The sequence below is a fragment of the Pantoea sp. X-Soil-ISGK-421 genome (genome assembly GCF_059730785.1).
In genome coordinates, this window is record NZ_AP035979.1 from 3,469,443 (window position 1) to 3,488,000 (window position 18,558).

Sequence of the window (18,558 nt, forward strand, 5' to 3'; positions counted from 1 at the left end):
GATGAATCTGCGCGCCCGATTACTGTTGCTCCTTGTGGTACTCACGCCTGCGGTGCACGCCGCCAACTCGCTGATGGTTTGGCCCATCGATCCGGCTATCGATCCGCAAGAAAAAGCCAGCGAGCTGTGGCTGGAAAATCGGGGCAATGCCACCACCATGATGCAGGTGCGCATCTTCAGCTGGCAGCAAATGAATGGTCAGGAACAGTATCAAACACAGCAACAGGTGGCGGCGAGTCCGCCAATGGTGCGTCTTGAACCGGGACAAAGGCAGCTGGTGCGCTTGATTAAACAAACGCCACCCGCGGCCGGGCGTGAAATGTCGTATCGCGTGGTGCTGGATGAGATCCCTACGCCGCGCACGCCGGGCGAAAACCAGGCCGGTCTCACTTTCCAGATGCGCTATTCGGTGCCGCTCTTCGTGTATGGCGACGGCGTCACGCGCGACACGGCGAAACCGCAGCTGAGCTGGCAGGAAGTCAACAGCGGCGGCAAACGCTGGCTGGAGCTGACCAATCGCGGTAACGGCCACGCACGTTTAAGCAACGTCACCATTGGTGGGCGCAAAATGGGCAATGGCTTATTCGGTTACGTGCTGGCGAACAGCAGCAATCGCTGGCCATTAACCAGCAGCGTGAGCGGTGAGCTGGCAGCTGACATGAATAAAGGCCACTGGAGCAGCGCTGCCGCGCGTTGATGAAGTTAACGCCGCATCCCTGCGCGTTGGCCGTTGCCAGTGTGCTCTGTCTCAGTCCGATAAGCAGCAGTGCGGAAACGTTCTCCGAACTGCCACCGCCGCCTGCGCTGGAGAATAATGCCGGCGGTCAGCAATACATGCTGGAACTGGTGGTGAATCAGGGCCAACGCGGCGAGATCGTGCCGGTTGAGCGCAAAAACGGTGATTTCTGGCTGCGACGTGGCGATCTGCAACGCGCAGGAATTCCGGCAGAGAAACTGCAAGGGCAGCAGATTGATGTCAATCAACTCAGCGGAGCGAAAGTGGAGTACGACGAACGACGCCAGCGCCTGTTACTGACGGTGCCGCCCGCCTGGCTGCCGGGTCAAACGATTGGCCAACGTCAGGATGCGCCGCGCTTTCCCGGCCGCGCCAGCAATGGCGCCTTGCTCAACTATGACTTCTACGCCACGCGTACCGACAATGCCGGTTCGCGCCTCTCCAGCTGGAACGAGCTGCGCTTCTTCGGTCCGGCTGGACAGTTTTCGACCAATGGCGTCTACGTACAGCAGTTGGAAGGGGGCGTTTCAGGGCAGCAGGAAGGTTACATCCGCTACGACACGTGGTTTAGCAACGAAAATGAGAACGCGGTGATCAGCTGGCGCGCCGGGGATTTGGTCACGGATGCGCTGAGCTGGAGCAACAGCGTGCGTCTCGGCGGCGTGCAGATTGGACGCGACTTTAGTGTGCGACCCGATCTGGTGACCTATCCGCTGCCGGCTTTTTCCGGCCAGGCAGCGGTGCCCTCTTCGGTTGATCTCTTTATTAATGGCTACCGCAGCACCCAGGCCGAGGTACAGCCGGGTCCGTGGTCACTCACTAACGTGCCCTTCGTTAATGGTGCGGGCGATGCCGTCATCACCACCACCGATGCCGTGGGTCGACAAATCACCACCACGCTGCCGTTTTATGTCTCCAGCAGTTTGCTGAAGCAAGGGTTATCTGATTACTCATTCTCCGCCGGTGCGATACGCGAAAACTACGGCATTCAGAATTTTGATTACGGCGCAGCAGCCGCCAGCGGATCGTATCGCTACGGATTAACCGACTGGCTGACGCTGGAGAGCCATGCGGAAGGCAGCGACAGCGTAGCGATGGGCGGCGCAGGTGGATTGCTCAAGCTTGGTAGTTTTGGCGTGGTGAATAGCGCGCTGGCACAGAGCCAGATGGACGGTAATCCAGGCACGCAATATAGCTGGGGCTATCAGTACAACAACAGTTGGTTCAGCCTGGGAACCCAGCACATCATTCGCAGCGTCGATTTTGGTAATCTTGCGCTGGTCGGCAGCCGTGGCGACAGCGCTAACACCAGCTATTCGCTGGCGCGCCGCAGCGCGCAGTACACCGCCAGCGTGTCGCTGAGTGACTACGGCAGTCTTGGGTTGGCCTATTTTGATATCGCCGGCGGTAACGGTGACCGCACGCGGTTATTGAACCTTTCGTGGAGTAAAAATCTGTGGGGCAACAGCAGTTTGTACGTCTCCGCCAGCCGCGATCAGGCGCAAGGCAACTGGAGCGGCGCGATTTCGCTGATCATCCCGTTCGGTGAGCAGAGCAGCGCCTCGGTCAGTACGGAGCGCGATCAGCAAGGAAATAATAGCCAGCGTCTGTATGTGTCACGTGCCATGCCAACCGACGGCGGTTTCTCTTATGATGCCGCCTGGGCCAACCAGGGCAGCGACAGCGGCGATTATCGCCAGGCCAGCCTGCGTTATCGCAACAATAAAATTGATACTTCGGCCGGTTTCTACGGCGATAACGACAACACAACGCAATGGGCCGATTTCACCGGCTCGCTGGTGTTAATGGATAACCGCGTCTTCGCCGCCAATGACATCAACGATGCCTTTGTGGTGGTGAAAACCGATTATCCGGACGTAACGGTGCGTTATGAGAACCAGACGATGGGCCGCACGGATAATCAGGGCTATCTGCTGGTGCCCTCGATCAGCAGTTATTACGGCGCTAAATACGATATCGACACCCTCGATTTACCGGCCGATCGGACTGCGCCGAAGGTAGAACAGCGCTTTGCCGTGAAACGCAAAAGCGGCTATCTGCTTAACTTCCCGGTGGAGCGTTTGCGCGCGGCCAGCGTGGTGCTACACGACAGCAACGGGCAGCCGATTCCCATTTCCAGCCAGATATTGCGTCCGAACCAGGCCACCGAATATGTCGGCTGGGACGGCATTGTGTGGATGGAAGATCTCACGGCCAATAACCCGATTCACGTGGTGACGCCGGATGGCCGCAGCTGCGATACGCAACTGGATATTGCTCACGGCCAGCCAAAAGCGCTCGAAACTTACGGACCGCTTACCTGTCCGCTGCCACCGCCACCGCAGGGATCTGCGGTGAGCAGCGCGGATAATTCACAGTCAGGGATTTCACCATGAGAAAGCTTCTGCTGCTGCTCGCGCTGTTTTTGCTGCCAGGCACCAGCTATGCGCTTTGCAGCTTATCGGCACCCAGCGCAACCTTCGGTTCAGTCACCACGTTTTCAGTGGGTTCGACGGTGAATAACACATCCAGCACGACCAACGTTAACTGCGGATCGGGCACGCTTTCTCTGCTGGGCTCCGATAACATCACCTATGCCTTCACCACCGCCTCAAACCTCAGCGGCACGCGCGCGGTGTTGAAAACGGCCAGCGGCGGCACCGATAACATTCCAATCAGGTTGTGTATCGACAGCGCCTGCGCCACCGAATTACAACAGGGCGGCAGCTATCGCTGGAGCTCGGCCTCGCTGCTGGCGTTGGGTAACAGCCTCAATTTCAACATTCCGCTCTATTTCCGTACCGTGCCGGGACAAGTGATTGCTGCGGGTTCCTATACCACCACCATTACGCTGACCGTCAGTTATACGGTATGCGCCGGTTTAAACGTGGCGGGATTGTGCGTGGGAACGGTGCAGACCAGCCCCGGCACGGCGATGCCGATTACGGTTAATCTGGTGGTCACCAACGATTGCACCACCATTACCGCACCGAACGTCAGTTTTGGCAGTGCGCCGTTGGTGAGAAGTTTTTCCACGGTGCAGCAGACGATTAATGTGGTGTGCTCAAAAGGCAGCACCTATACCGTGGGTTTGAGCAACGGCAGTTATTACAGCGGCACCACGCGGCAAATGGCGAGCGGAACTAACCGGCTGGCATATGACATCTACAAAGGCACCACCACCACCTCACGCTGGGGGCCAACCGGCACCGATCGCTGGAGCAGCAGCACCTCGACATCGTTGAATGCGGATACCGTGACGCGCAACTTCACCTATACGGCGCAGATTTTGACCACGCAGAATACGCCGGCGGCGGGGAATTACACCGATAGCGTGGTGGTGGATGTGTCGTTTTAATCCGGAGATGAAGATCAGGTCGCCATGAATGGCGTAATGCTCATCAGTTAAGCAGCGCATTGGCTCGGTAACCTGGTCACCATGAATGGCGACCCTACAGCCGTTACAGCGACAGTGATTAAAAAATAGGCATTGATGCTCTAGCGTGGGTGTTGAGGCGACATCCCAGCCCGCTGAGCGAGTGAAGGATTCCAGGGCGAGCCGCAGGGATGCGGCGAGAGGCGGCGCTGAGCAGGAGCGAATCGCCGCCGGTCCGTCAGGAATCGTGAATGAGTGAAGGCACCGCGCAGCGGCGGGCTGGGCTGGCGCAGGGCCCCGGAGTGCAGAGGGCGCGGCCAGGCGTCCTCTGCTCGGTCGCCGCACGGCATAGCTGAAACTGCCCCAGCCGATGGCGAACGAAAGTGGCTTGGTGCTTAACTGATCGGCATTACGCCATTTATGGCGACCCTACGAAATCCGGATGCATACATTGTAGGGTCGCCATTTATGGCGACCTGGTTTACGACGCGCTTAGCGAAACTGCGCCGTGGCGCGCTTGATACTGCTTTACCATCCGGCCAATCAGTAAGGTGCCGACCAGACCACACACCGCCGCAAATGACAGCCACACGCCCGGCATTGCTTTATCACCTGTCGCATGAATCAGATAACTCGATATCGCAGGGGTGAAGCCGCCAAACAGCGCGGTTGCCAGACTATAAGCCATTGAAAAACCAGTGGCACGCACTTCGGCTGGCATAATCTCGGCCAGATAGACCACCATCGCACCGTTGTAGCTGGCATAGAGGAACGACAACCATAGCTCGGCTTCAACCAAACGGGCAAAGCTTGGGGATCCTACCAACCAGTGCAGCACCGGCCAGGTAGTAACAATCATCAATATTGTACATACGATCAACAGCGGACGACGACCCACGCGATCCGAAAGTGAACCCATTATCGGCAGCCAGAACAGGTTGGAAAGGCCGACAAACAGCGTCACCAAAAAGCTCTCTTTATCGCTCATCATTAGCACGGTTTTGCCAAACGTCGGGGTAAAGGCGGTGATCATGTAGAACATCACGGTGGTGGTCACCACCATCAACATTCCCGCCAACACCAGCGCCCAATTTTGCCCGACCGAACGCACAATCTGGCTCATTGAAGGATGATGTTTACGCTGGCTAAAAGCGTCGGTCTCTTCCAGCATGCGGCGAATATAGAACAGGAATGGCACGATCATACAGCCCACCACAAATGGAATACGCCAGCCCCATTCGGTGACCGCCTCTTTCGCCAGCAGATGATTCAGACCCAAACCGAGCAGTGCGGCGAAGATCACCGCGACCTGCTGGCTGCCCGATTGCCAGCTGACATAAAAGCCTTTGCGCCCTTTCGGCGCCACTTCCGCCAGATAGACCGACACGCCACCCAATTCAACGCCCGCCGAGAAGCCCTGCAGCAGACGACCGAGCAGAATCAGAATCGGCGCGGCGGCACCCAACGTGGCATAGCCGGGCACCAGCGCAATGGTTAAGGTGCCGATCGCCATCAAACCTAGCGTCAGCAGCAAGCCTTTGCGGCGGCCATGATGGTCGATGTAAGCGCCAAGAATAATCGCGCCGAGCGGGCGCATCAGGAAGCCTGCGCCAAAGGTCATTAGCGTGAGCATTAAAGAGGCAAAGGGATCATCGCCGGGGAAAAAGGTTTTGGCGATGGCGGTGGCGTAGTAGCCAAATACCATAAAATCATACATCTCAAGAAAGTTACCGCTGGTAACGCTAAAGATGGTTTTGGCACCGCCCTGCGACGACTTTTGTAAAGAGTGACTTGAGCTCATATTGTCCTTCCTGGTTTTTCTTCCGTTTTAACGTGCTAAGCCAGGAATAGATGTGATCTTCTTCACCATTGCAGTTTACAAACATGAGACCAAAAGTAACAAGGAATTAACAAGTTGAGTGCGGGACATAAAAAAAGGTCGCCATGAATGGCGACCCTACGGCAAGGTGGGTGAGATGAGGTTACTTCTTCACCGTTTCCATGCCCATCAAACCAATCTTCAGATAACCGGCTTCGCGCAGCTGATCCATCACTTCCATCAGAGTGGCGTAATCGACTGATTTATCCGCCTGGAAGAAGATGGTGGTGTCTTTCTTGCCTTCGGTTTGCGCCGTTAGCGCATTCACCAGCGTCTCTTTGGTGACCGCATCGTTACCAATGAAAATCTGCTTATCTTCCTTAATGGAGAGATAAACCGGTTTTTCCGGACGCGGCTGCGGAGCGCTGGTCGATGCTGGCAGGTTTACGCGTACATCGACCGTGGCTAAGGGCGCGGCGACCATAAAGATGATCAGCAGAACCAGCATGACGTCGATAAACGGCGTCACGTTAATTTCGTGCATTTCGCCATCGCCTACCGAGTCATCGTTTAAACGCATCGCCATAATACTTATCCTACGCGCAGTTTCTGTGCCGCCGCTGGACGGTTGGCTTCTTTGGCGGTATCGACGTTGCCGAGATCAAGATCGCGGCTCTGCAGCAGCATCACCTGTGCAGCGACGTCGCCCAGCGAGGCTTTGTAACTGGCAATCATACGCGCGAACACGTTGTAGATAACCACCGCAGGAATCGCTGCAACCAGACCAATCGCGGTGGCCAGCAGCGCTTCCGCGATGCCCGGCGCCACGACCGCAAGGTTGGTGGTTTGCGTTTTGGCGATCCCGATGAAGCTGTTCATGATGCCCCACACGGTACCGAACAGACCGATAAACGGTGCAACGGAACCAATGGTGGCGAGGAAACCATTACCGCGACCGGCATGACGGCTGAATGCCGCAACGCGACGATCGAGACGGAAGCTGGTGCGCTCTTTAATGCCATCCAGATCTTCAGTGCCGGCGGACAGCTCCAGCTCATTCTGCGCATCGTTGAGCAGCACAGCGCTGTGGCTGTTGCCTTTGAAGTTTTCAGCAGCACGGTAAGCATCGTTTAACGATCGGGCTTCACCCAGCGCCTGATGCTCGCGTTTCAGGCGACGTTTCGCCCCGCTCAGCTCAGCAAACTTACCGAAGAAAATTGCCCACGTGACAACGGAAGCCAGTAACAGGCCAATCATCACAATCTTTACCACGATATCGGCATGCTGATACATGCCCCAAACGGAAAGATCCGTTTGCATCAAATCACTGGCTACCACGCTGCATCTCCAACTTCTGTTGCACAGTTCACGATTGAAGCGCGGATCATAGCAAAAAAAACGTCCGAAGTGATAGTGGTTCTCATTACTATTTACAAAGCAAAGATGCCAGCGATATCCACAATTTAGCGGATGTTATGCGCAATACTGGCCTCACTCTGATAATCGCCAATCAGGCTCAACCCACCAGGCTGATTCGTGGTAACGTGGATGTTTTGTGGGAAATGTCAGGAAAGGCAGTGATGGCAACGAAAAAAATAGACACCACGCTGGTCAGCGCGGGACGTAGTAAACGTTACACTCAAGGCTCAGTTAATAGCGTAATTCAACGCGCTTCATCCCTGGTTTTTGACACGGTCGCCGATAAAAAACGCGCGACCGCGGGTCGCGCTTCAGGCGAGCTATTTTATGGCCGCCGCGGCACCCTCACCCATTTCTCACTGCAAGATGCGATGACCGAACTGGAAGGCGGCGCAGGCTGCGCGCTCTATCCGTGCGGCGCCGCGGCGGTATCCAATGCCATTTTGTCTTTCGTCGAAGCCGGTGACCATATTCTGGTGAGCGGCGCGGTTTACGAACCGACGCAGGATTTCTGCTCGAAAATTCTCAGCAAGCTGAACGTCGCCACCACCTATTTCGATCACTGTATCGGCAGCGAAATCGGTGAGCTGGTGCAGCCGAATACCCGCGTGGTGTTCCTCGAATCGCCTGCGTCTATCACTATGGAAGTGCAGGATATTCCAGCGATTGTTGCCGCCGTGCGTGCTAAAGCGCCGGATGCGATCATCATGATCGACAATACCTGGGCAGCGGGCGTGCTGTTTAACGCGCTGGCGCACGGCATCGATATTTCAATTCAGGCCGGCACCAAATACATCATTGGCCACAGCGATGCGATGATTGGTACCGCGGTAGCGAATGAACGTTGCTGGCCGCAGCTGCGCGAGAATTCCTATCTGATGGGCCAAATGGTCGATGCCGATACCGCCTATATGGCGAGCCGCGGTATTCGCACCCTCGGCACGCGCCTGCGTCAGCACGAAGAGAGCGGTTTGCAGGTGGCCGAATGGCTGGCAACGCGGCCGGAAGTGGCGCGCGTTAATCATCCGGCGCTGGCGCAGTGTAAAGGCCACGCATTCTGGCAACGTGATTTCAGCGGCAGCAGCGGTTTGTTCTCGTTCATCCTGCATGAAAAACTGAGCCGTGAGCAGCTGGCAAATTATCTCGATCACTTCCACCATTTCAGCATGGCGTATTCGTGGGGCGGCTACGAATCGCTGATTCTGGCCAATCAACCAGAAGAACTGGCGGCGATTCGTCCGGCGGGCGGCGTGGATTTTGACGGGACATTAGTGCGATTACATATCGGCCTCGAACACGTCGATGACTTGCTGGATGATCTTAAAGCCGGCTTTGCGCGCTTAAAAAATTAAACAGAAACTAAACCATGCTGTGGCGGTGATGAGAGATCAACGTATGCCATGCCACAGAAGGTTAAAATTAGAATCCTTGTGACTCGATGGAATAGCTGATGGGTGTTTTACATGAGATTGTCCAGGCGCTTTGGCATCAGGATTTTGCCGCGCTAGGTAATCCGGATGTGGTGTGGATTGTCTATGGCGTGATGTTTTTGACGCTATTTCTGGAAAACGGTTTACTGCCCGCGTCATTCCTGCCGGGCGATAGCCTGCTGTTATTAGCGGGCGCGATGGTCGCTAAAGGTGTGATGGATTTCGTGCCAACCATTGTGATTTTGACCACGGCGGCCAGTCTGGGCTGCTGGCTCAGTTATCTGCAAGGGCGCTGGCTCGGCAATACCAAACTGGTGAAAAGCTGGTTATTACACTTGCCGGCGCAATATCACCAGCGCGCGTGGAATATGTTTAACCGACACGGGTTGATGGCGCTACTGGTTGGCCGCTTCCTCGCCTTTGTGCGCACCTTGCTGCCCACCATGGCGGGCATTTCTGGTTTGAACAACGGTCGCTTTCAATTGTTTAACTGGTTGAGCGGGCTGTTGTGGGTGGGCATTGTGGTGACGCTGGGCTACGGCATCAGCCATGTACCCTTTATCAAACGCCATGAAGATCAGGTAATGGCCATCCTGATGATTCTGCCAATCGCGCTGCTGTTTATCGGCCTTGCCGGCAGCATTGTGGTGATTTGGAAAAAACGCCGCCAGAAAGTCTCCTGATTACGACGCGGCGTCAAACGGTAGCACCGGCACTGTTTGACGCACGCGGCTCGCCTCTTCTCCCGGCGTCACGCCGAAATAGCGCTTAAACTCGCGAGAAAACTGCGACGGGCTTTCATAGCCCACGCGCACCGCTGCTGCGCTGGCTTTCATGCCATCCTGTAGCATCATCAGACGCGCCTGATGCAGACGATAACGCTTGAGATATTGCAGGGGCGAGGTTTGCGTCACGGCTTTAAAGTTGTGATGAAACGCTGAAACGCTCATGTTCACTTCTGCAGCCAGCATGTCGACACTGAGGCTTTCCGCAAAATGGTTTTCGATGCGACGCAGCGCACGCGCAATCTGGCTGAACTGCGTCTGGCGATTGACCAGCGACAGCAGCGCGCCGCCAATCGGTCCGGTTAACACGTAATAAATAATCTCGCGTACCAGCTGTGGGCCAAGTACCCGGGCGTCACGCGGATTATTCATCACATCCAGCAAACGTTCGGCGGCGCACAGCATCTCTTCGCTCATGAACGCCGAGTGGATGCCCGAGGTTTGCGCCTGCGGCTGGAACTGCTCGTCATCGCCGATATCCATCAGCAAATCCTGCAGGCTGGCGACATCCACGCTTAAACACATGCCAGCCAGCGGCTCTGCCAGCGTAGCTTCGGTTTCACACTCCACCGGCAGCGGCACGGTAAGCATCAGATATTTGGTGGCGTCGTAGTGAAAAATGGTGCTGCCGAGATAGCCGGTTTTGCGCCCCTGAAACAGAATCACAATGCCTGGCTGGTACATCATCGGCGTGCGCGGCAGGGTTTCGCAGGCATAAATGAGTTTGACGTTTTCTACTGCGCACAGCGGCTTATGCAGGTCACTCATTAGTGCAACCACGCGCTGCGCCAGCTGGCGACAAAGGGCGTCGTATGACATGGTTCTCTCTCAGGCAGCAAAAAATGCAGTTTGCCGCAAGGCTGCTCAAAACTCCATCAAACTGGAGAATCAGGCAAGAAATTTGCAGAAATCTACCGGGCAAAATTGCTGCCTGCTTGCCACAATGATCCGCAGGCAAGGTTTGTTGACTAGACTTAAGCACATCTTTTCTACGGTAAGTCACTGCAACAGATAAGGAGCAACTATGGCAGAGCAACCCATTATTAAATTGCGCGACGGCAATATGATGCCGCAGCTTGGCCTCGGCGTCTGGCAGGCAAGCATTGACGATGCGCGTAACGCCATCCTGGAAGCGTTGAAAGTCGGCTATCGCTCAATCGATACCGCAGCCATCTACAAAAATGAGGAAGCGGTTGGACAAGCGCTGCAAGAGACCGACGTGGCACGCGAAGACATTTTTATCACCACCAAGCTATGGAATGACGATCAAACCAACTGGCAGCAGGCGATGGAAACCAGCCTGAAGAAATTACAGCTGGAGCAGGTGGATTTGTATCTGATGCACTGGCCGTGCCCGGAAAAAGATAACTTCGTTGATGCCTGGAAGGGATTGATTGAGCTGCAGCAGCAGGGCTTAACCAAGAGCATCGGCGTATGTAACTTCCACGAGGCGCACCTGAAGCGTTTGATCGATGAAACCGGTGTATCGCCGGTAGTGAACCAGATTGAGCTGCATCCAATGCTGCAACAGCGCACGCTGCACGCATGGAATGCGTTGCATCAGATTCAGACTGAATCCTGGAGCCCGCTGGCGCAAGGTGGTAAAGGCGTGTTCGATCAGGAGATCATCCGCGAGCTGGCGAAGAAATACAGCAAGACGCCAGCACAAATCGTTATTCGCTGGCATCTGGATAGCGGCTTAGTGGTGATTCCGAAGTCCATTACGCCGGAACGTATTCGTGAGAATTTCCAGGTGTTTGATTTCAGGTTAGATAAAACTGAGGTGAGCGAGATCAGTAAGCTGGATAGCGGTAATCGTCTGGGGCCAGATCCGGAGACGTTTAACGGCTAGCGTTTTGCAAAGGTCGCCATGATTGGCGACCCTACGGTGCGCATAAATGCGAATGCGCACCGTTTTAATTAAGACGTGGGATTCACCAATAATTGCCCCGCTGTCCCGCGATCCGCCATCTCTAACGTCTGGCTGTAATAGACAAACGGGAAATGATCTGACGAGCTCTGCGGGAAGCTCACCAGCAATTCCACGCTGCCATCAACCCACACCGTATCTTTCCAGCCGCGATCTTCACCCATCGGCTGCGCACCATTAACGTTCTTAATCAGGAACATTACGCCCTGAATATGGAGCGACTGTGGGCGATCGGCGTGAATGATCCAGCGCTCAAAGGTGCCCTGCTGCGCAGTGTTATCAATGCGGTTCATGTCCCACAGCACACCGTTAATGCCCGGCTTGCTGTCGCCAATACGGAATTCGCGCGTGCGCACCGCCACGCCGTCCAGAATCTGATCCGCCAGCAGACGCATCGGCAAATTGTCCGTCACCAGCGGCAACAAACCAGTAGGACGTAAGCTCAGCACCAGCGTGTTGGTTAGAATGGATGAAGGCTCAAACAAGCCGCGTAGGCGATCCATCAAGCCCGCCGCTGTTCCAGCCATAATCGAGACTTCATCGCCCTGCGACATATCTACCAGCACTTCACGACGTTCTCCCGGCGCCAGCGTAAGCAGCTGTACAGCCACCGGCGCAGGCAGGAAGCCCTGATCGCTGGCGATCACCGTAAACGGACGATTATCGGAAAAGGTAAGATCGAAACGGCGCGCATTCGAGCCATTCAGCAAGCGCAAACGCACCCAGCCGCGTGATACTTCGACGTAGGGATTTTGCACGCCATTGACCAACAGCACATCGCCAATAAACCCGCCATCAGAGGTGGGGTTGTAAACCGGCGTGGCAAAGTTATCGAGACGCTTGTCCTGGATGATCAGCGGGAAATCATCGACGCCGTAATGCTTCGGCAGCGGCAGCGATTTACTGACATCGTCTTCAACCAGCCACATGCCGGCTAAGCCGTTGTAGACGTGCGGCGCCATGCGGTTCGGCGTATTAGCGTGATACCACAATGTGCCGGCGCCCTGACGAATCGGCAGCACCGGCGCCCAATCGGCTCCGGCCGACATCATGCGCGGCGCACCGCCCATTAACGCGCCCGGCACCTGTAAACCGCTGACAGTCATCGATACCGGTTCGTTGAGGCGGTTACTGTAAATCAGCTTCACATCATCGCCACTGTACACGCGCACCGTTGGCCCGAGGTACATTCCGTTAAAGCCCCACACCGGCACTTTGTTGCTGTTGCCACTAAATGACCAATGGCTGCGCTGTAACGTTAAAAATAGCGGCTGACCGCGACGTGATTCAATCAGTGGCGGAATAGGAAGTGGCGTGTCGCCCAATGGCGCGGCGGCACGAGCGGCGTAAGGTATGGCACCGGAAGCCAACGCGACACCGGCAGAAAGCTGAATAAACTGACGTCTGCTGCAAGACATAAAACTTCAGACCTTTTGAGCGTGGCGTGAGGACGCCGTGTCCATGTTGTTTTAATTAATTATTCGTTGCTGTGTGACTTGAGATCGGGGCAGATGATCACCTGCCCCATTTGGCTGGTCAGAGTTTACCGTTTTTTTCGCGTTCGGCGACTTCGGCGTTCAATTCTTCCAGTTTAGTCGACATTAATTCACGGCAATGCGTGGCGAGCTTACGCACCGAGGTGGTAGCAAACTGCGACGTATCGACGGGCGGCAACATCTCCACAATCACCAAACCGTTGTTCCAGCGATTCAGTTTAATCTTGTCGTGGGTGTTGGAGACCACGATCGGAATGATTGGCACGCCTGCCGCCACCGCCGCATGAAACGCACCGGTTTTAAACGGCAATAGGCCGCGGCCACGGCTGCGCGTCCCTTCCGGGAACATCCAGAACGAGATGCGCTTTTTGTTAAATTGGTCCACCAACTCACCGATTGTGCCATGCGCTTTTGAACGATTATCACGATCAATCAACAGGTTGCCGGTTAACCAGTAAAGCTGGCCAAAGAACGGGATCCACAGCAGGCTTTTCTTGCCCACGGTGACCGTTGTTGGCTGCACAATCTTGGCTGCGGTAATCATGTCGTAGTTGTTCTGATGGTTAGCAATGTAGATTGCGTTGCCGTAATGCGCGGCTTCCGGCGGTTTACGCAGTTCTACTTTGAGACCAAACACTGTCGACAGACGACCGAGCATATGGCCGAACGTTGCGACGTGACGCGGATTACGCGGTGAAAAAAGACACCAGATACAGCCAACAATACTGACCAGAATCGAATAAACAATAACAATAATTGCGCGTAAAATTAGTAACATAGATTCCTCAACTTGGGCATTCCATCGCCTGAATTACAGCGTTACTCTTCGCTCGCGTCGGCTTTTGGACGCGCTGGAGCATTCACTTCTACGCTATCAATACGTTGCAGGCCGCGCGCCACGCTGCCGCGACGACCGCGATCGGCACGCACTTTCTGCAGATCTTCATCACGCATGATCAGCTTACGTTTACCGACATACACCGTGATCGACGCGCCTGGCGGCAGAATCAGCAACCATTGTAGTTTGTCGGTGCCCGCAGCAACGTCCGCAGACGGGATCGAGATGATTTTATTGCCCTTGCCTTTCGACATTTGCGGCAGATCACCGACCGGGAACATCAACATGCGTCCGGCCTGCGTGATCGCCAGCAGCATATCATCGCCCGAATGCACCGCCATTGGCGTCATCACTTTAGCGTTATCTGGCAGTGTCAGCAGCGCCTTACCGGCACGATTGCGTGACACCAAATCAGCAAAGGTACAGATAAAGCCGTAACCCGCATCCGATGCCATCAGCAGTTTTTGATCGTCTGGCTCCATCAGCACTTGTTCAAAGGCCGCGCCCGGCGGCGGCGTCAGTTTGCCGGTGAGCGGTTCGCCCTGCCCGCGCGCTGACGGCAAGGAGGTCGGATCCAGCGTGTAGCTGCGCCCGGTAGAGTCAATAAAGGCCACCGGCTGATTGCTCTTGCCGCGCGCGGCGGCCAGATAGCTGTCACCGGCTTTGTAGCTCAAACCGGCAGGATCGATATCGTGACCTTTGGCACTGCGTACCCAACCCATCTGCGACAGCACGATGGTGACCGGTTCAGCGCTCACCAGCTCTGTTTCGCTCAGTGCTTTGGCTTCTTCACGCTCGCGCAATGGCGAACGACGATCGTCGCCATAGGTTTGGCTATCGGCCAGCAGCTCTTTCTTCAGCAGATTGCTCATCTTGCGTTCAGACGCCAGAATCGCCTGCAGTTGATCGCGCTCTTTTTCCAGTTCCGCCTGCTCGCCGCGAATCTTCATCTCTTCCAGTTTGGCAAGATGACGGAGTTTTAATTCGAGAATCGCTTCGGCCTGGGTTTCGCTGATGTCAAAGCGCGACATCAGCACCGGCTTCGGTTCATCCTCAGTACGGATGATGTGGATCACTTCATCAATATTGAGGAACGCGACCAACATACCTTCAAGAATATGCAGGCGACGCAGTACGCGATCTAAACGGTAGTTGAGGCGGCGCGTCACGGTATCGCGACGATATACCAGCCATTCAGAGAGGATTTCCAGCAGGTTTTTCACCGCCGGGCGGTTATCCAGTCCGATCATATTCAGGTTAACGCGGTAGCTTTTTTCCAGGTCGGTGGTGGCAAACAGGTGATTCATTACCTGCTCCACATCCACACGATTGGAACGCGGCACAATCACCAGGCGCGTCGGGTTCTCGTGGTTGGATTCATCACGCAGATCTTCCACCATCGGCAGCTTTTTATTGCGCATCTGGTTAGCGATTTGCTCCAGCACGCGCGCACCCGACACCTGATGCGGCAGCGCGGTGATCACCACATCGCCATCTTCCTTTTTCCACACCGCACGCTGGCGGATCGAACCGCGACCGCTTTGATAGATCTTACGGATTTCGCTGCGTGGCGTGATGATTTCGGCTTCAGTTGGGTAATCCGGCCCCTGCACAACATCCAGCAGCTCATTGAGCGTGGTTTTCGGGTTGTCGATCAGCTTAACGGCGGCTTCCGCCACTTCGCGCAGGTTATGCGGCGGAATGTCGGTGGCCATACCGACGGCGATGCCGGTGGTGCCGTTCAGCAAAATGTTTGGCAGACGCGCCGGCAACATCTTCGGTTCCTGCAAGGTGCCGTCGAAGTTCGGGATATAGTCCGACGTGCCCTGGCCGAGTTCACCCAGCAGAATTTCCGCGTATTTAGACAGGCGCGATTCGGTATAACGCATCGCGGCGAAGGATTTCGGATCGTCCGGTGCGCCCCAGTTTCCCTGGCCATCCACCAGCGGATAGCGATAGGAGAACGGCTGCGCCATCAATACCATCGCTTCATAACAGGCGCTATCGCCATGCGGATGGTATTTACCCAGCACGTCACCGACGGTACGTGCCGATTTTTTGAATTTGGCGCTGGAATTGAGGCCCAATTCCGACATGGCGTACACAATTCGGCGCTGTACTGGCTTGAGGCCATCGCCGATATACGGCAGCGCACGGTCCATGATCACGTACATGGAGTAGTTCAGGTACGCGTTTTCGGTAAACTTGTGCAGGGCAAGACGCTCTGCACCATCCTGCGTCAATTCGCTCATTAAGCTCGCATCCTCACTTCGTGGCCCGCAACGACGGGTCATCCGGCGCTCATTTGGCGAGGATATTACCTTATTCGTGCGGTTTAGTCACAGAGAAGCCCGCGCGGCGAACAGAATCGTCTCGAATTAAATAACGTGATGTCGGTTGGAAAATTAAAACGTAATGGGAGCGGCGTCACACAGAATATTGCCAATAATATGTGAGCAACTTCGCAATTAATTGCCCACTGAAGATAGCCTATTAATGATGTCCATCAGCAAGGACATCATTTAGTATTGTTGCTTACTCAATGCTCTCCTAAATTCATACTCCACAAGACCCACAGTTTTGCGCTTCTGATTTCTGGCATGGAATAAATATAAACTTCAATTCGCCATAAACGTTTTGCCAAAATAAGGGTGACCGAATGCAAATACTGACTTCGCGACAACACCGATTAGTAAAATGGCTGTTGCATCATGCGGCACCGCAACCCGTTAAAGAGTTAGCGTTACAGCTTGGCGTGTCGGAGAAAACCATTCAGCGCGATCTGCAGTGGCTTGAAAGCTGGCTCAGTAATTGGTCGTTACAGCTGGAGAAAACGCCGGGCCGCGGCGTGCGACTGCGGGTTGATGATATCCAGCAGCGACTGCAGCTCGAGCAGCAGCTCAACGGCGACGAAAGCAGCTCAGATGCGCTAAGCCACAACAGCCGACGGGTGAAGATTGCCTCGCAGCTATTAAGTGATGCGCCACGCGCGACTTCAATCAGCAAGCTTTCGGAGCGCTACTTCATTAGCCATGCGTCGATTGTTAATGACTTAAAAGTGATTGAAGAGTGGCTGCAGCCGCTGGGTTTGGCGCTACAGCGCGGTCCCGGCGGCACGCACATTGAAGGCAATGAGCAGACGTTACGCCAGGCGATGGTTTCGCTGATCAATGATGTGATGCAGCAAAACGTCGCCGGTACGCCGCTGCTGCCACGCCTCGATCCCGGCAGCCAGCAAGCGCTGGTACATTATTTTGGCGATGAGGATGTGGCGTTTGTGCAGACGTTACTGCAACAAATGGAGCAGCAATTGAGTTATCCGCTGGGAGACGCGTGGTATCTCAATCTCTGCACCCACATCCTGATCATGATGCATCGCATGGCGCAAGGTAATGCGCTGGCGCTGGAAACCCTGACCAGCGCGCAGGATCTCGATCAGCACATTCTCACCATTGCCAAACAGATGGTGGCGCAGATTGAGCAACGTATGTGCTGTGCACTGCCAGTCGATGAAGTGGGTTTTATTTATCAATATATTGTTTCGTCCGGCATTGTGCTGGAAGAGCGCGGAGATAATGCGCCGCTGCATAATCAATTTTCCACCGCTGAATCCGTGAAAATAACCTGTGAATTAATCGATCGTTTCTCCTCATTTATTCAGCAGGACTTAACGCAGGACCGATTATTATTTGAAGGGTTATTGGTTCATATAAAGCCACTGTTAAATCGACTCAAATATCATATTCACATTCGTAATCCGCTACTGGAGGATATTCAGCAGGAGATGAAAGAGATATTTTCCCTGACCAAACAGGCCATGCAATTAACGGCGCACGGCCAGGGACTTTCATCGATAGCGGATGACGAAATAGGTTATCTCTGCGTGCATTTTCAGGCGGCGCTGGAACGACAAATCGCCCATAAACGCATTCTGGTGGTGTGTTCCAGCGGCGTCGGGACATCGCATCTGCTCAAGAGCCGCATTCTGCGCGCTTTCCCCGATTGGGAAATTGTCGGCGTGGTATCGGCCAGCAATCACGCGGCATTTTGCCAGCGCGAAACGGTGGATTTGGTGATTACCACCATTCACCTCCATGCCGGAACGGTTCCGGCGGTGTATGTCAGCGCCTTTTTTAACGATGACGATATTCGGCGGGTGACTGACGCCATGATTGGCAGCCAGCTGCCCGACGGCGCCTCCTGCGCTATGGCTGAACATTAATTGAATGAGGATTCCCCATGGATATTTCGCGCATTCTCACGCCACGCCGCGTTAACCTGGCGCTCACCGCCACCAGCAAAGAAGAAGCGATTCATGAGCTGACCGATTTGCTGTTCAACGACGGTGCCATTAGCGACCGCGCCGCCTTTATTGAAGATGTGTGGCTGCGAGAAGCCGAAGGTTCTACCGGCTTCGAAAATCACATTGCTATCCCGCATGGAAAATCGGCGGCGGTGAAACAGACCACGCTCGCCATTGGCCGTACCCAACATGATATTCCGTGGGAAACGCTTGATGGCAGCCAGGTGCGCTGCATCATCCTGTTCGCGGTGCGACTGGAAGATCAGAACACCACCCATATTCGCCTGTTGTCGCAGGTGGCCAGTGCGCTGGCCGATGATGAGGTGATTGCCCAACTGCTGGTGGAAAACGACCCCAGCAATATCATCCGGCTGTTTAGTCAGTACGCCGAAACCGACCTCTGTTAACACACTCACTCTCTGAGGT

At 55.0% G+C, this 18,558-nt stretch carries 15 protein-coding genes; 8 read left to right on the plus strand and 7 right to left on the minus strand.

All coding sequences use genetic code 11. The features are described from left to right. Window position 1: 1 nt before the first annotated feature. From AC6I8K_RS15970 to AC6I8K_RS15980, 3 genes are read left to right on the plus strand one after another with little or no spacing between them, the layout of a single operon-like run. The gene (locus AC6I8K_RS15970; RefSeq protein WP_483817921.1) at window positions 2-697 is read left to right on the plus strand and encodes a fimbrial biogenesis chaperone; all 696 of its coding nucleotides are present in this window, start codon (window positions 2-4) and stop codon (window positions 695-697) included. Next, complete coding sequence (locus tag AC6I8K_RS15975; RefSeq protein ID WP_483816189.1) at window positions 697-3,132, plus strand: fimbria/pilus outer membrane usher protein; 2,436 nt, start codon at window positions 697-699, stop codon at window positions 3,130-3,132. The genes AC6I8K_RS15970 and AC6I8K_RS15975 overlap by 1 nt, the downstream gene beginning before the upstream one ends. Next, window positions 3,129-4,094, plus strand: a complete 966-nt coding sequence (locus AC6I8K_RS15980) for a Csu type fimbrial protein (protein ID WP_483816190.1) — start codon at window positions 3,129-3,131, stop codon at window positions 4,092-4,094. Before AC6I8K_RS15975 ends, AC6I8K_RS15980 begins: the two co-directional genes overlap by 4 nt. Before the next feature lie 499 nt (window positions 4,095-4,593). On the opposite strand, the gene AC6I8K_RS15985 is transcribed toward AC6I8K_RS15980, so the two are convergent. The 3 genes from AC6I8K_RS15985 to exbB form a co-directional block, all read right to left on the minus strand. Beyond that, window positions 4,594-5,913, minus strand: a complete 1,320-nt coding sequence (locus tag AC6I8K_RS15985; RefSeq protein WP_483816191.1) for an MFS transporter — start codon at window positions 5,911-5,913, stop codon at window positions 4,594-4,596. A gap of 181 nt (window positions 5,914-6,094) precedes the next feature. Beyond that, window positions 6,095-6,517 carry a TonB system transport protein ExbD gene (gene exbD / locus AC6I8K_RS15990; RefSeq protein ID WP_008103349.1) on the minus strand — a complete coding sequence of 141 codons (423 nt, stop codon included), beginning with the start codon at window positions 6,515-6,517 and terminating at the stop codon, window positions 6,095-6,097. A 5-nt stretch (window positions 6,518-6,522) separates the two neighbouring features. Further along, a complete protein-coding gene (gene exbB / locus AC6I8K_RS15995; protein WP_196762319.1) occupies window positions 6,523-7,251 on the minus strand; it encodes a tol-pal system-associated acyl-CoA thioesterase in 729 nt (242 codons plus the stop codon). Between the two features lie 260 nt (window positions 7,252-7,511). On the opposite strand from exbB, the gene metC reads away from it, so the two are divergent. Next, window positions 7,512-8,702 (plus strand): cystathionine beta-lyase, encoded by a 1,191-nt coding sequence (gene metC, locus AC6I8K_RS16000; protein WP_483816192.1) that lies wholly within the window; start codon window positions 7,512-7,514, stop codon window positions 8,700-8,702. Window positions 8,703-8,800: 98 nt separating this feature from the next. Continuing rightward, complete coding sequence (locus tag AC6I8K_RS16005) at window positions 8,801-9,463, plus strand: DedA family protein (protein ID WP_061720572.1); 663 nt, start codon at window positions 8,801-8,803, stop codon at window positions 9,461-9,463. Here the strand turns inward: AC6I8K_RS16005 and AC6I8K_RS16010 are convergent, their stop codons facing one another. Then, a complete protein-coding gene (locus tag AC6I8K_RS16010; protein ID WP_497827059.1) occupies window positions 9,464-10,384 on the minus strand; it encodes an AraC family transcriptional regulator in 921 nt (306 codons plus the stop codon). It abuts the gene before it with no gap. A gap of 205 nt (window positions 10,385-10,589) precedes the next feature. On the opposite strand from AC6I8K_RS16010, the gene dkgA reads away from it, so the two are divergent. Next, window positions 10,590-11,417: a 2,5-didehydrogluconate reductase DkgA gene (dkgA, locus tag AC6I8K_RS16015; protein WP_497827060.1), complete on the plus strand. Its 828-nt coding sequence runs from the start codon at window positions 10,590-10,592 to the stop codon at window positions 11,415-11,417. 68 nt (window positions 11,418-11,485) lie between these two features. On the opposite strand, the gene ftsP is transcribed toward dkgA, so the two are convergent. The 3 genes from ftsP to parC all read right to left on the minus strand — a co-directional run bounded on the left by ftsP (window position 11,486) and on the right by parC (window position 16,081). After that, on the minus strand, window positions 11,486-12,913 hold the full coding sequence (gene ftsP, locus AC6I8K_RS16020; protein WP_497827061.1) for a cell division protein FtsP: 1,428 nt from the start codon (window positions 12,911-12,913) through the stop codon (window positions 11,486-11,488). A 118-nt stretch (window positions 12,914-13,031) separates the two neighbouring features. Next, window positions 13,032-13,769 (minus strand): 1-acylglycerol-3-phosphate O-acyltransferase, encoded by a 738-nt coding sequence (locus AC6I8K_RS16025; RefSeq protein ID WP_064738497.1) that lies wholly within the window; start codon window positions 13,767-13,769, stop codon window positions 13,032-13,034. Window positions 13,770-13,810: 41 nt separating this feature from the next. Next, window positions 13,811-16,081, minus strand: coding sequence for a DNA topoisomerase IV subunit A (gene parC, locus AC6I8K_RS16030; protein WP_483816195.1), 2,271 nt, complete (start codon window positions 16,079-16,081; stop codon window positions 13,811-13,813). Between the two features lie 407 nt (window positions 16,082-16,488). On the opposite strand from parC, the gene AC6I8K_RS16035 reads away from it, so the two are divergent. Together AC6I8K_RS16035 and AC6I8K_RS16040 are read left to right on the plus strand one after the other, a co-directional pair. Beyond that, entirely contained in the window at window positions 16,489-18,051 is a 1,563-nt protein-coding gene (locus tag AC6I8K_RS16035; protein ID WP_497827062.1) for a BglG family transcription antiterminator, read from the plus strand. Between the two features lie 17 nt (window positions 18,052-18,068). Beyond that, a complete protein-coding gene (locus AC6I8K_RS16040; protein ID WP_064738494.1) occupies window positions 18,069-18,539 on the plus strand; it encodes a PTS sugar transporter subunit IIA in 471 nt (156 codons plus the stop codon). Window positions 18,540-18,558: the final 19 nt, after the last annotated feature.

Excerpts from the sequence above, each read along its gene's own strand:
- AC6I8K_RS16040 (WP_064738494.1), top strand. The coding sequence starts at position 18,069 with ATGGATATTTCGCGCATTCTCACGCCACGCCGCGTTAACCTGGCGCTC.
- AC6I8K_RS16025 (WP_064738497.1), bottom strand. The coding sequence starts at position 13,769 with ATGTTACTAATTTTACGCGCAATTATTGTTATTGTTTATTCGATTCTG.
- exbB (WP_196762319.1), bottom strand. The coding sequence starts at position 7,251 with ATGCAAACGGATCTTTCCGTTTGGGGCATGTATCAGCATGCCGATATC.
- AC6I8K_RS15970 (WP_483817921.1), top strand. The coding sequence starts at position 2 with ATGAATCTGCGCGCCCGATTACTGTTGCTCCTTGTGGTACTCACGCCT.
- ftsP (WP_497827061.1), bottom strand. The coding sequence starts at position 12,913 with ATGTCTTGCAGCAGACGTCAGTTTATTCAGCTTTCTGCCGGTGTCGCG.
- exbD (WP_008103349.1), bottom strand. The coding sequence starts at position 6,517 with ATGGCGATGCGTTTAAACGATGACTCGGTAGGCGATGGCGAAATGCAC.
- parC (WP_483816195.1), bottom strand. The coding sequence starts at position 16,081 with ATGAGCGAATTGACGCAGGATGGTGCAGAGCGTCTTGCCCTGCACAAG.
- AC6I8K_RS16035 (WP_497827062.1), top strand. The coding sequence starts at position 16,489 with ATGCAAATACTGACTTCGCGACAACACCGATTAGTAAAATGGCTGTTG.
- AC6I8K_RS16010 (WP_497827059.1), bottom strand. The coding sequence starts at position 10,384 with ATGTCATACGACGCCCTTTGTCGCCAGCTGGCGCAGCGCGTGGTTGCA.
- AC6I8K_RS16005 (WP_061720572.1), top strand. The coding sequence starts at position 8,801 with ATGGGTGTTTTACATGAGATTGTCCAGGCGCTTTGGCATCAGGATTTT.
- AC6I8K_RS15985 (WP_483816191.1), bottom strand. The coding sequence starts at position 5,913 with ATGAGCTCAAGTCACTCTTTACAAAAGTCGTCGCAGGGCGGTGCCAAA.
- AC6I8K_RS15980 (WP_483816190.1), top strand. The coding sequence starts at position 3,129 with ATGAGAAAGCTTCTGCTGCTGCTCGCGCTGTTTTTGCTGCCAGGCACC.
- metC (WP_483816192.1), top strand. The coding sequence starts at position 7,512 with ATGGCAACGAAAAAAATAGACACCACGCTGGTCAGCGCGGGACGTAGT.
- dkgA (WP_497827060.1), top strand. The coding sequence starts at position 10,590 with ATGGCAGAGCAACCCATTATTAAATTGCGCGACGGCAATATGATGCCG.
- AC6I8K_RS15975 (WP_483816189.1), top strand. The coding sequence starts at position 697 with ATGAAGTTAACGCCGCATCCCTGCGCGTTGGCCGTTGCCAGTGTGCTC.